Below are 12,880 nucleotides of genomic sequence, written 5' to 3' on the forward strand. Positions count from 1 at the left end.
CGGCGCTCGACGCCATGCAGCGGGTTGGTATGCCGCTGCTGATTCACGGCGAAGTGACCGACCCCGAGGTGGATGTGTTCGACCGCGAGGCGGTGTTTATCGAGCGGCATCTCATCGCACTGCGCCGCGCTTTTCCCGAGCTCAAGATCGTGCTGGAGCACATCACCACGGCCCAGGCAGCCGCGTTCATTCAAGACTCGCACGACCGGGATGCCCAGGGCGCGCCCCTGCTGGCCGCTACCCTCACGGCGCACCATCTGCTGCACAACCGCAACGCCATGTTCAAAGGCGGCATGCGGCCCCATTACTACTGCCTGCCCGTGCTCAAGCGCGAGACCCACCGCCAGGCCCTGCTCGATGCAGCCACGAGCGGAGACGACCGTTTCTTTCTCGGCACCGACTCCGCGCCGCATGCACGCAACACCAAAGAAACGGCCTGCGGCTGCGCCGGTTGCTTCACGGCGGCCAATGCGCTGGAGTTGTACTGCGCGGCGTTCGAGCAGCGCAATGCCTTGCACCGACTCGACGATTTCGCCAGCCGTTTCGGCGCGGCGTTCTACGGTTTGCCACGCAATACCGGCTCGATCACCCTGGAGCGTCGGAGCTGGCAGGTGCCCGACACGCTGCCCTATGCTGATGCCGACATCGTGCCCCTGCACGCGGGCGAGGCGATGGAGTGGCAGGTGCAGGTCGGGGTTTAATTCCGTGGCGTTCGATATCGCGGAGTTCGATCTCGCTTTGCGCGAACTATCCGGCCAGCGGGATCGGCAGGTCGGGCACCCGGTAATTACTCGTAGTCATCAGGTCGATGCCGCAACTCAGGCCCTCGGCCCAGTCGATGAATTGCGCCACGGCGGGTTTGCCCTTGATGGGAGCGCCATGCTGCGGCACGATCATCTCGATGTCCAATGTGCGCACCATACTGGCCCAGTAACGCAGGATCTTGTTCGACACCATATAGCGGCGGTGGAAGGCTTCCATATGGGGCAGGGCATCGGCCAGTTGCCCAAACGGGCGGCTCGCCTGCGTGCCGCTGACGAGTGAAACCCCCAGATCGCCCGAGAACAGGATTTTGCTGATCGGGTCATAAAACTGGAAGTTGCCCTCGGCGTGCAGAAAGTGCGCCGGCAGCAGCACGACGTCACTCTTGCCCCGGCGCAGCGTTCCGCCGGCGTCGGGCACCGCGATGATGCGTTTGTCGGTCTTGCCGAGCTTGCAGAAATGCGGAGCAAAGCGCGCCCAGAGGCGGGAGATCACCAGATCGGCCCTTGAGGCGGTCATCCAGCGGTCTAGTGAGGCGATGATGTCCGGGTCGGCATGAGAGGCCAGCAGGTAATGCAGATCCTGCATGGCAATGTATTTGCGCAGGGTGAGCGTGAGCTCGTTGAACGTCATATTGCCGCCCGGATCGATGAGCGCGCCCTGGCCGTGGTCGATGAGGAGGAATTGATTGGCCTGCACGGCGTCACCGTCGTCTTCGACCAGATCGCTGAACATGAGGCACAGATGCGTGCCGTTGTTGAATAGTTCTGTCGCCACGGAATTCGCTCTTTCGCTGAACCGCAAAAAATGTAAAGGCGAATCATCCGATCTTTTGAATACATGAAGCTTTGCGCTGCATCAAGGGCAGGGCATTTTTGGGTCTGCAACTGGAGCGGCGAGGTTTCTCCGTCATAATGCCGCCTGCGAAGTGGGGTGGGCAGTCGCGGTGCGCTTCAGGCGTATCGAGGAACGTCCGGACTCCATAGGGCGGGATGACGGCTAACGGCCGTGCACGGTGACGTGACGAACAGGGCCACAGAGACGAGTAAACGCCGGGCAACCGGTGTGGACGTGAAACGCGGCAACCTCCATCCGGAGCAACACCAAATAGGCAGACGCGCCAGCGGCAACGCTGGCACAGCGCGGCCCGCGCGAGTCTGCGGGTAGGTGGCACGAGTTGGGCAGCAATGTCCAGCCTAGAGGAATGGCTGCCACGGTGCGGGTGCAAGCCCGTGCTGCACAGAATCCGGCTTATAGCCCCGCTTCGCACTTTTCCCCTCAGTTTTTTGCAACCCCTACCGGGTACGGATGGGTGCTGCCTGTCATCCGTCAAAGCGCAGATGCGCTTCAATTTCTAGAAAGAACATTCAAGGCGGACTCTAAATTGTTCATTTTTATAAGAAACATGCTTATTTACTGGTTCCATAAACAGTATCTAAGTCCTTGTTTTGTAAAAGAAATTTCAGGGTTTCAGGCTTGACCGCAGATATCGCCATCCCCTAAAGTGGCGAATAGTGCAGAAAAGTGGGGAATTGTGCAGGGCACTGCGCGATTCAAGACCCCCCACTCGAGCACGGCAACCGCGGGCGACTTCATGTTTATTGGCATTTCGGCACTCACTCTGGACGGCAAAGGTCGCATGACCGTGCCTGCCCGGCATCGTGATCTGCTGATGGCGCGCTCGCAGGGGAGGCTCACGCTGACCAAGAGCCCCGACGGTTGTCTGCTGATGTTTTCCGACGATGAGTGGACGAGTTTTCGCGATCGGGTGATGCTGTTGCCCATGTCGGCGCAGGGCTGGAAGCGCATCTATCTCGGTCATGCCACCGAAACCGAAATGGACGGCACCGGTCGCGTGCTGATTTCGCCCGAATTGCGTCAGGCCGTCGGTCTGGAACGCGAGGTCGATCTCATCGGCATGGGTCGCCACTTCGAAATCTGGGATCGCGCCAAACATCAGGCGCAAGAGGCTGCGGTGGTCGAGGCCGGTATGCCCGATGCCGTTCGCGACATTGTGTTGTGACCGTGTATGCCCCACACCGCTCCCATGCCCAGCGCCGAAACGGCGCATCGCACCGTGTTGCTGCACGAGGCGGTCGACCAACTGATCACCAACCCGGACGGGGTGTACCTCGACGCGACTTTCGGGCGTGGCGGACACAGCCGGGAAATTCTGCGACGGCTGTCGCCCGCCGGGCGGCTGATTGCGATCGACCGCGATCCGCAGGCCATCGAAGCCGCGGCGCAGATTCACGATGCGCGTTTTGTGATCAAACACGCGCCATTCTCCGAGTTTGCGCGGGTGCTGCACGAGCAGGGCGTGGCACAGGTCGATGGGCTGCTGTTCGATCTGGGGGTGTCGTCGCCGCAACTCGATCAACCCGAGCGCGGTTTCAGTTTCCGCGCTGACGGGCCTTTGGATATGCGGATGGACACCAGCAGCGGGCAAACCGTCGCTGAGTATCTGGCCACGGCCAGTGTGGATGAAATTGCAACCGTGCTGAGGGACTATGGAGACGAACGGGCGGCTGTCCAGATTGCAAAGAAGATTGTGGCTCGCCGCGATGCCGGAGCGCCCCTCGCGCGCAGCGGCGAACTCGCCGCACTGGTTGCCAGTGCCGTCAAGAGCCGTGAGCCGGGCCAGGACCCGGCCACCCGCACGTTTCAAGCTCTTCGGATTCACGTCAATGCCGAGCTTGCGCAAATCGAAGCGGCGTTGAGTCAGGTGCTCGACTGCCTGAAGCCGGGCGGGCGGCTGGCCGTGATCAGCTTTCATTCGCTGGAAGACGCGCTGATCAAACGCTTTATTCACCGCCATGCCCGCGCACCGGCGGTCGATCGGCGCCAGCCCTTCGTCCCCGGCGTATCGGCCGAGTTCCAGCCGCAACTCAAGGAGGTGGCGCGGATGCGGCCCTCGGCGGCGGAAATCAGTGGTAATGCGCGGTCGCGCTCGGCCATGCTGCGCGTGGCGCAACGGGTCTGAGGAGCACGCGATGACCCGAATCAACTTCCTGCTCCTGTTTGTCGTGGTGCTGTGCGCCATGTCGGTGGTGCGCGCGCAGTACCAGGGGCGGCGGACGTTTGCGGCGCTGGATGTGGCGCAGCAAAGGGCCGAGCAGTTGCAGATGGACAAGGATCGTCTGCAGGTGGAATACCGCGCGATGAGTGCGCCGGGCCGTATCGAGCAGATCGCGCGCACCCAGCTCGACATGCGCCCCATCACAGCTGCGCGCACCATCTTCGTGCGCGAAGGCCAGGCCACCCTGCCGCCGCTGCCCGTCATGCCGCAGTCTCCGCCGAAACCGGTCAGTAAAGGCGCGCGGCGATGAAGAATCCGGCCATGCGTGCGCACAAGTCGGCAGCCAGCTATGGCAAGAGCCCGCTGCTGAATGTGAAGTTGCCGCCGGGTCGCGCCTGGCTGGTGAAGGGGCTGCTGTTTGCGGCGTTTGCGGCGCTGGGTCTGCGCGCCTTCTGGGTGCAGGTGTGGACGACGCAGTTCTATCAGAACCAGGGCGATCTGCGCTTCGTGCGCACCATCGAGCTGCCGGCGATGCGCGGCCGCATTCTCGACCGCAACGGCAACATTCTGGCGTCGAGCATTCCGGCCAAGACCATCTGGGCCGATCCCACGCAGGTCGAGTCGGGCAACGACAAGGTGCAGCAACTCGCCCGGCTGCTCGGCCTGAACGCCACCGATCTGCAGCGTCGGCTCGACTCCAACAAACAGTTCGTCTATCTCAAGCGGCAGGTGGATATCGACGTGGCCAAGCAGGTCAAGGCGCTAGGCATCAAGGGCATTTATGAATCGCCCAGCTACAAGCGCTACTACCCGGAAGGCTCGGCGGCGGCGCAGCTCATCGGCTTCTCCAATATCGAAGGCCAGGGGCAGGACGGCATGGAACTGGCGCTGCAGTCGCGGCTGGCCGGGCACCCCGGTGTGCGCAAGGTCGTGAAGGACCGGCTGGGCAATGTGATCGAGGATGTGTCGGGCGGTGTGCCGCCGGTGGACGGGCAGGACGTGGTGCTGTCGATTGACAGCAAGATCCAGTATCTCACCTACCAGGCGCTCAAGCAGTCGGTGGTGGACAACAAGGCCAAGAACGGCAGCGCGGTGGTGATCGACGCGAAAACAGGGGAAATCCTGGCGATGGCCAACTACCCCAGCTTCGACCCCAACCGTCGCAAGCGCATGACCGAGGCGGATATCCGCAACTACGCCGTGACCGACGCTTACGAGCCCGGCTCGGTGCTCAAGCCCATTACCCTGAGTGCGGCGCTGCAGGCCGGCATTGTCACGCCGACCACGGTGTTCCATACCGCGCCGGGCTGCCAGCAGTTTTATGGCGCCAATATCTGCGACGATGAGGACAACGGCAATATTGAAATGCCGCAAGTCATCCAGTATTCGAGCAACGTCGCCACTTCGCAGGTGGTGAGCAAAATGTCGGCCCAGGTGCAGTGGAATATGTATACCGCTGTGGGCTTCGGCCAACGTCCGCAGATCGAGTTTCCCGGCGCCACCAGCGGGCTGATGCGGCCGATGAAGCGCTGGCGCCCGATCGACCGCATCACCATGGGCTTCGGCTACGGGCTGGGCGTTTCCACGCTGCAACTGGCACACGCCTATCTCATCTTCGCCGACCGTGGCCGCATCTTCCCGGTCACCCTGTTCAAGCACGATGAGGCGCCCGAAGGCGTGCAGGTGGTCTCGCCCACCGTGGCGCGCGAAATGCGCGGCATGCTGGCGCTGGTCACTCAGCCCGGCGGCACCGCACCGGCGGCGACCGTGCCCGGCTACTCCACCGGCGGCAAGACGGGCACCGCCTGGATTGCCAAGGATGGCAAGTACGACAAAAAGCTGTTCCGGGCACAGTTCGTCGGACTGGCGCCGATCCACCATCCGGTGCTGGTGATGGCGGTTTCGGTCGATCAACCGACGGGCGGCAAGCACTTCGGCGGTCAGGTGTCGGCCCCGGTGTTCGGCGCGGTGGTGCCGCAGGCGCTGCGCATTCTCGGGGTACAGCCCGACCTGCCGGTCAAGCCCGATCTCGTTCCCTCGCAAACCGCGCAAGCCCTGCAACTCCCGGCGGGCCGGGCGATGAAGGGGGGCGCATGAATCACACCCCGAAGGCGATCGATACCGTGCTGCAAGCGTTGCGCGCATTGGGCGTCGCGGCCGATGCGCCGTGGACTGCAGACAGCCGCAGCCTGCAGCCCGGCGAGGTGTTCGTCGCCTGGCCGGGGGCGGCGCGCGATCCGCGTCAGTTCGTGGCGCAGGCCTTGGCGGCGGGGGCAGCGGCCGCGCTGGTCGAGGCCGAAGGAGTGCGGCATTTCGGCTTCACCGATCCGCGCATTCTGACCGTTGACGGGCTCAAGGCGCTGGCCGGGCCGCTGGCGGCGGCTTGGTACGGACATCCTTCCGAGGCCGTCAAACTACTGGCCGTGACCGGCACCAATGGCAAGACCTCCTGCGCCCTGTGGACGGCGCAGGCCCTGAACGCCGCTGGGCAGCGCTGCGGGGTGGTCGGCACGCTGGGCGCCGGATGGCCGGACGCGCTGCAGCCCACCGGATTCACCACGCCCGACCCGGTGCGTCTGCAGGCAATCCTGGCGCGGCTGCGCGAGCAAGGCGCGCTTTGGTGCGCCATCGAGGCATCGAGCATCGGCCTGGACGAACAGCGGCTGGCGGGTTGCGCTATTCATGCGGCCGCATTCACCAATTTGACGCAAGACCATCTCGACTACCACGGCGACATGGCGGCCTATGCGAGCGCCAAGCAGGCGCTGTTCGCCTGGCCGGGCCTGCAGCACGCCGTAATGGATATTGACGACCCCTACGCGGCAACTGTCTTGCTGGCCGATTGCCGTAGCCGGGCGCTGCAGGTGCAAACCACCGCGCTGATCGCCAAGGCCGACTGGTGTGCGCAAGATGTGGTGCAGACCGCCGCTGGCCAGCGTCTCACTCTGGTGCATCACCACCATCGCCACGCGCTCGATCTGCCTGTGCTGGGCGCTTTCAACCTGCGAAATTTGCTGGCGGTCGCCGCGCTGCTGCACGCCACGGGGCTGGAAGACGCGACCATTGCCAGCGCCTTGCGCACGGTGCGCGCGGTGCCGGGGCGCATGCAGATGCTGGGCGGTATTGGCGCGCCGCTGGCAGTCGTCGACTACGCGCACACGCCCGACGCGCTGGACAAAGCGCTGCAAGCGCTGCGGCCTGTCACCGCCAAGCGAAAAGGCAAGTTGTGGTGCGTGTTCGGCGCCGGCGGAGACCGCGATGCGCGCAAGCGCCCGCTGATGGCGCAGGCCGCCGAGGCCCACGCCGACCGCGTGGTACTCGCCAGCGACAACCCGCGCAGCGAAGCGCCGGGCGCCATCCTGCAAGACCTGCTCGCCGGTCTGCAGCAGCCCGCGCAAGCCCTGCTGATCGAAGACCGCGCCGCCGCCATCGCCCAGACCCTGTCGCACGCCGCGGTGCACGACGTGGTGCTCATCGCGGGCAAGGGGCACGAAAACACGCAAGAGATTGCCGGACACAAGCAGGCCTTCAGCGACGTCTTCCATGCCCGCATGGCGCTGGCCGCGCGCGGCGCTGGGCTTTGCAGCTTGGGCGAATTGCGCGACTGGATCGGGCCCGAGGCCCGCCTTATCGGCGAGGCCGACGTGGCGGTGAGCGCCATCGAGACCGACAGCCGCAAACTCGCGCCGGGCGCGCTGTTCGTCGCCTTGCGCGGCGCCCGCTTCGATGCGCACGACTTCCTGCCGCAAGCGGCGGCTGCCGGTGCGCGCGCGTTGCTGGCCGAGCAAGGCGTGGCCGCTTCCGGGCTGCCGGGCATCGAGGCGCCCGACACCCTGCGCGCTTTTGGTCTGTTGGCGCGAGGCTGGCGGCGGCAGCAGACGTTGCCGTTGATCGCGGTGACCGGCAGCAACGGCAAGACCACGGTGACGCAGATGCTCGCAAGCATTCTGGCGGCCTGGCAGGGCGAAGACCGACGGCTGGCGACGCAGGGCAACTTCAACAACGAGGTGGGGCTGCCGCTCACTTTGCTGCGCTTGCGGCCGCAACATCAGGCCGCTGTGGTCGAGCTCGGGATGAACCATCCGGGCGAGATCGCCTGGCTCGCTAGTCTGGCCGAGCCCACCGTGGCGCTGGTGAACAACGCCCAGCGCGAACATCAGGAATTCATGCACAGCGTCGAAGCGGTCGCGCACGAAAACGGCGCCGTGCTCGCGGCGTTGCCGCAGACCGGGGTGGCGGTGTTTCCCGCAGACGACGCCCAGACCGCGATCTGGGTGGCGCAAGCCGCCGGTCGGCGGGTGTTGCGCTTTGCCCTGCGTGAAGAGGCTGAGGCGGGCGTGGAGGCTGAAGTCAGCGGCCATGCGTTTTATCGGCAGGGCCAGTTGCGTCTGCAATTGCATACCCCGGCGGGTCATGCCGAAGTGGGTCTGCGACTGCTGGGGCGGCACAACGCGCGCAATGCGCTGGCGGCGACCGCAGCGGCCTTGGCCGCGGGCGCTCCGCTGGATGCGATCTGCCGTGGGCTGGAGGCGTTCGCGCCGGTGGCCGGGCGTCTGGTGCCGCGGCGTCTGCGTTGCGCCGACGAGCGCACGCTGCTGCTGATCGACGACAGCTACAACGCCAATCCCGACTCGGTGCGCGCCGCCATCGACGTGCTGGCCGAGCTGCCGGGGCGCAGTCTGCTGCTGCTCGGCGATATGGGCGAAGTCGGCGACAACGGCCCGGCCTTCCATGCCGAAGTGGGGGCGTATGCGGCCCAGCGCGGCGTGGCGGCGCTGTGGGCCTGCGGCGCCATGACGGCGCAGGCAGTCGCGGCCGCACAGGCGGCGGGCCTGGCGGCAGCAAAGCATCAGCCCGACCTGATGGACTTCACCCTGGATGCTGCGGCACTGTGCGAATTCGACACCGTGCTGATCAAAGGCTCGCGCTTCATGCGCATGGAGCGCGCGGTGCAGGCCATCGCCGCGCTGCTGGCGGCGAATGGCAACGGCGCGTCCACGCAGGAGGTGCACCATGCTGCATAGTCTGGCCATGTGGCTGATGGAGCTCTCGCCCGATCTGCGCTTTTTCCGGGTGTTCAACTACATCACTTTCCGCGCGGTGATGAGCACGCTCACCGCGCTGTTCATCGGCCTGCTCGCGGGCCCTGCTGTCATCCGCAAGCTCACCGCGATGAAGGTCGGCCAGGCAGTGCGTCAGGACGGGCCACAGACGCATCTCATCAAGACCGGCACGCCCACCATGGGCGGGGTGCTCATCCTGCTGTCCATTGGTGTGTCCACCTTGCTGTGGATGGATCTGAGCAACCGCTTCGTCTGGCTGGTGCTGTTGGTTACGCTCGGTTTCGGCGCCATCGGCTGGGCGGATGACTACCGCAAGGTGGTGTACCGCGACCCCAACGGCATGCGCTCGCGCGACAAGTACTTCTGGCAGACGCTCATCGGCGTAGCCGCCGCGTTCTACCTGGCTTTCGCCGTGTCGGGCAAGGGCAACGCCGAGGTCTGGCATCTGTTCGTGGCGTGGTTGCAAAGCGGCATGAGCATGCCCTTGCCCCCCGCTTCCGACCTCATCGTGCCGTTCTTCAAATCGGTCAGTTATCCGCTGGGCGTGACCGGCTTCATCGTGCTGAGCTATCTGGTCATCGTGGGCAGCAGCAACGCGGTCAACCTCACCGACGGCGCCGATGGTCTGGCCATCATGCCCGTGGTCATGGTCGGCAGTTCGCTGGGGGTGTTTGCCTACGTCACCGGCAATGCGGTGTATTCCAAATACCTGCTGTTCCCCTTCATTCCGGGAACGGGGGAGTTGCTGATTTTCGTGGGCGCCATGGTCGGCGCCGGGCTGGCCTTTCTGTGGTTCAACGCCTATCCAGCGCAGGTGTTCATGGGCGACGTGGGCGCGCTGGCGCTGGGCGGCGCCTTGGGCACCATCGCCGTGATCGTCCGCCAGGAAATCGTGCTGGCCATCATGGGCGGCGTGTTCGTCGCCGAAACCGTGTCGGTGATGATTCAGGTGACGTACTTCAAATACACCAAGAAGAAGTACGGCGTGGGACGGCGCATTTTCAAGATGGCGCCGCTGCACCATCACTTCGAGCAACTCGGGGTGAAAGAGTCTCAGGTCGTGGTGCGGTTCTGGATCGTCACCATGATTCTCTGTCTGGTGGGCCTGGCGAGTCTGAAGCTGCGATGAACCTGAACGCACTCTCCGTTCTCGTGCTCGGTCTGGGCGAATCCGGCCTGGCGATGGCGCGCTGGTGTGCGGCTCAGGGCGCGCAGGTGCGCGTGGCCGACAGCCGCAGCGCGCCGCCTGGGCTGGCTGCGCTGCAGCGCGAAGTGCCATCGGCGCCGGTGCATTGCGGTAGCCTGAGCGCCGACCTGCTGGGCGACGCGCAACTGGTGTTGCGCAGCCCCGGCATCGCGCCGCAATCGGCCGAGTTTGCCGCGCTCACACAGGCAGCCGCCGAACGGGGCGTGCCGATGGCCGGTGAGCTGAATCTTTTGCAGTGGGCGCTCGACGCGCTGCGCGAAGAGCGCGGCTATGCGCCCAAGATCGTCGCCATCACCGGCACCAATGGCAAAACCACCGTCACGCGGCTGACCGGGCTGATGCTGGAGCGCGCGGGCTGGAGCGTGGCGGTGGCGGGCAATATTTCGCCGTCGATGCTCGACGTGCTGCAGGCCCGGCTTCAGGCTGACGATCTTCCCGCAGCCTGGGTGCTGGAACTCTCCAGCTTCCAGCTTCATGGCATGACCGATTTCGCCGCCGACGCGGCCACCGTGCTCAACATCACCCAGGACCATCTCGACTGGCATGGTGACATGACGGCCTACGCCGCCGACAAGGCGCGGATTTTCGGCGACGACGACGCCCGCGGAGTGATGGTGCTCAACCGCGACGATCCGCAGGTGCTGGCCATGCAGCGCCCGGGGCGCAAGCTGCGGCGCTTTGGTCTGTCGGCGCCGCAACAGCCGGGAGACTGGGGCGTGGTGCGCGAAGGCGGCATCGACTGGCTGGTGCGCGTCCTGGCTGAAGACCCCCCCCGAAATCGCCGCGTTGCGGCGATCTCCCCCCAGGGGGCGGGGCAAGGCTTGGGGCGGCCCGGCGCCTTGCCCGAAGCCGCATGCCAGATGCAGCGCTTGATGCCCGCCGAAGCCCTGCGCATTCAGGGCGCGCACAACCTTTCCAACGCGCTCGCCGCGCTGGCGCTGGGAGATGCCGTGGGCGCGCCGCTCGCGCCCATGCTGCATGCCCTGCGTGAGTATCGCGGCGAGCCGCATCGCATGCAGACCGTGGCGGTGATCGACGGCGTGCGCTGGATCGACGACAGCAAGGGCACCAATGTCGGCGCCACGGTGGCGGCACTGGCGGGCATGGAAACGCCGGTGGTGCTGATCGCCGGTGGGGACGGCAAGGGGCAGGATTTTTCCCCGCTGCGCGCGCAGGCCGCGCGGCTGCGCGCTGCGGTGCTGATTGGCCGCGATGCGCAGGCCATCGCCGCGGAGCTGCAGGGGCTGGCCCCCACCGAATTCACGCAGTCACTGGAGCAGGCTGTGCAACGCGCCGCCACGCTGGCAAAGACCGGCGATGCGGCGCTGTTGTCACCCGCTTGCGCCAGTCTCGACATGTTCCGCAACTATGCGCATCGCGCCGAGGTGTTTGTCGCTGCGGTCCGCAATCTGGCAGAGCAGCGCGGACAAGTCTGGAACGAAGGGGCCGACCATGCTTGAGCGCATGCTGCCCTTCCTCGGTCGCAAGCGCGACAAGGCTGCAGCCGATCTGCCGGTGCGTGTGGGGCATAGGGCGCCGCGCAATTCGCGCATGCTGGAGTACGACCAGAACCTGGTCTGGGTCACGCTGCTGCTGCTGGCCTACGGCCTGGTGATGGTGTACTCGGCGACGATTTCCTTCCACGATTCTCCGCGCTATGCGCAGTGGTCGCCCTATCACTATTTCGCGCGCGACCTGTTCTCCATCGGGGCCGCGCTGCTGGCGAGCTGGATCGTGGTGCAGATTCCCATGGCCGAGCTGCAGAAATGGTCAATGCGGTTTTTCTTTCTGTCGCTGATCGGGCTGGTACTCGTGCTGCTGCCGCATATCGGCAAGGACGTGAACGGCTCCAAGCGCTGGGTGGTCTTCCCCGGCGGGCTGAACTTCCAGCCCTCCGAGCTGGTCAAGCTCACCGCGCTCATCTATGCCGCCGACTTCATGGTGCGCAAGCAGGACGTCAAGCAAAGCCTGCTCAAGACCTTCCTGCCGATGATGGCGGTGATGATGATCGTGGGCGTGCTGCTGCTGGCCGAGCCCGACATGGGCGCCTTCCTGGTCATCGCTTCCATCACGCTGGCCATCCTGTTTCTCGGCGGGGCCAACGGCAAGCTGTTTTCGGTGTTCAGCGCGGCGGTGATTGGCGCCTTTGTGTTGATGATCGTGCTCTCGCCCTGGCGGCGTGATCGCATCTTCGCCTACCTCAATCCCTGGGCGGAATCGAACGCGCTGGGCAGCGCCTATCAGCTCTCGCACGCGCTCATTGCCATGGGGCGCGGCGAGTGGTTCGGCGTCGGTCTCGGCGGCAGCATCGAAAAACTGCATTACCTGCCCGAGGCCCATACCGACTTCCTGCTCGCCATCATCGGCGAGGAACTGGGGTTGGCCGGCGTTGGCGTGGTGATCTTCGCGTTCTACTGGATCGTGCGCCGCGCCTTCGACATCGGCCGTCAGGCGCTGGTGCTCGACCGCATGTACAGCGCTCTGGTGGCGCAGGGCATCGGCGTGTGGATCGGCGGGCAGGCCTTCATCAACGTGGGCGTGAATCTCGGCTTGCTGCCCACCAAGGGGCTGACGCTGCCGCTGATGAGCTATGGCGGATCGGCGCTGCTGCTCAACTGCATGGCCATCGCCGTGCTGCTGCGCGTCGATTTCGAAAACCGGGTTCTGATGCGCGGAGGGCATGTATGACAAGCTCCCCCCGAGATCGCCGCGATGCGGCGCTCCCCCCCCAGGGGGCGGAACAAGGCTTGGGGCGGCCCGGCGCCTTGTGGGCGGAACGCCCCCCCCGAGATCGCCGCGATGCGGCGCTCCCCCCCCAGGGGGCGGAAC

Annotated in this window: 10 protein-coding genes and 1 other RNA gene; 10 read left to right on the top strand and 1 reads right to left on the bottom strand. The window is 65.4% G+C overall.

Annotated features, from left to right (window positions below):
- On the top strand, positions 1-701 hold a 701-nt coding region (gene pyrC, locus AC2VLV_RS05355; RefSeq protein ID WP_486988990.1), incomplete at its 5' end, for a dihydroorotase.
- A gap of 46 nt (positions 702-747) precedes the next feature.
- Here pyrC and AC2VLV_RS05360 read toward each other — a convergent pair.
- Positions 748-1,539 (bottom strand): oxygen-binding di-iron domain-containing protein, encoded by a 792-nt coding sequence (locus AC2VLV_RS05360; RefSeq protein ID WP_486988991.1) that lies wholly within the window; start codon positions 1,537-1,539, stop codon positions 748-750.
- A 148-nt stretch (positions 1,540-1,687) separates the two neighbouring features.
- On the opposite strand from AC2VLV_RS05360, the gene rnpB reads away from it, so the two are divergent.
- The 9 genes from rnpB (at position 1,688) to ftsW (ending at position 12,739) form a co-directional block, all read left to right on the top strand.
- An RNA gene (gene rnpB / locus AC2VLV_RS05365) (RNase P RNA component class A) lies at positions 1,688-2,032 on the top strand.
- A gap of 324 nt (positions 2,033-2,356) precedes the next feature.
- A complete protein-coding gene (gene mraZ, locus AC2VLV_RS05370) occupies positions 2,357-2,785 on the top strand; it encodes a division/cell wall cluster transcriptional repressor MraZ (protein WP_486988992.1) in 429 nt (142 codons plus the stop codon).
- Between the two features lie 24 nt (positions 2,786-2,809).
- A complete protein-coding gene (gene rsmH, locus AC2VLV_RS05375) occupies positions 2,810-3,745 on the top strand; it encodes a 16S rRNA (cytosine(1402)-N(4))-methyltransferase RsmH (protein ID WP_486988993.1) in 936 nt (311 codons plus the stop codon).
- 10 nt (positions 3,746-3,755) lie between these two features.
- Positions 3,756-4,091: a cell division protein FtsL gene (gene ftsL, locus AC2VLV_RS05380; protein ID WP_486988994.1), complete on the top strand. Its 336-nt coding sequence runs from the start codon at positions 3,756-3,758 to the stop codon at positions 4,089-4,091.
- Positions 4,088-5,878, top strand: coding sequence for a peptidoglycan D,D-transpeptidase FtsI family protein (locus AC2VLV_RS05385; RefSeq protein ID WP_486988995.1), 1,791 nt, complete (start codon positions 4,088-4,090; stop codon positions 5,876-5,878). The genes ftsL and AC2VLV_RS05385 overlap by 4 nt, the downstream gene beginning before the upstream one ends.
- Positions 5,875-8,805, top strand: a complete 2,931-nt coding sequence (murF, locus tag AC2VLV_RS05390; protein WP_486988996.1) for a bifunctional UDP-N-acetylmuramoyl-L-alanyl-D-glutamate--2,6-diaminopimelate ligase MurE/UDP-N-acetylmuramoyl-tripeptide--D-alanyl-D-alanine ligase MurF — start codon at positions 5,875-5,877, stop codon at positions 8,803-8,805. Before AC2VLV_RS05385 ends, murF begins: the two co-directional genes overlap by 4 nt.
- Positions 8,795-9,973, top strand: coding sequence for a phospho-N-acetylmuramoyl-pentapeptide-transferase (gene mraY / locus AC2VLV_RS05395; protein WP_276729022.1), 1,179 nt, complete (start codon positions 8,795-8,797; stop codon positions 9,971-9,973). The genes murF and mraY overlap by 11 nt, the downstream gene beginning before the upstream one ends.
- Complete coding sequence (murD, locus tag AC2VLV_RS05400) at positions 9,970-11,511, top strand: UDP-N-acetylmuramoyl-L-alanine--D-glutamate ligase (protein WP_486988997.1); 1,542 nt, start codon at positions 9,970-9,972, stop codon at positions 11,509-11,511. Before mraY ends, murD begins: the two co-directional genes overlap by 4 nt.
- Positions 11,504-12,739: a putative lipid II flippase FtsW gene (gene ftsW / locus AC2VLV_RS05405; protein ID WP_486988998.1), complete on the top strand. Its 1,236-nt coding sequence runs from the start codon at positions 11,504-11,506 to the stop codon at positions 12,737-12,739. Before murD ends, ftsW begins: the two co-directional genes overlap by 8 nt.
- Positions 12,740-12,880: the final 141 nt, after the last annotated feature.

It is taken from the genome of Thiomonas sp. TH-17, assembly GCF_057473305.1.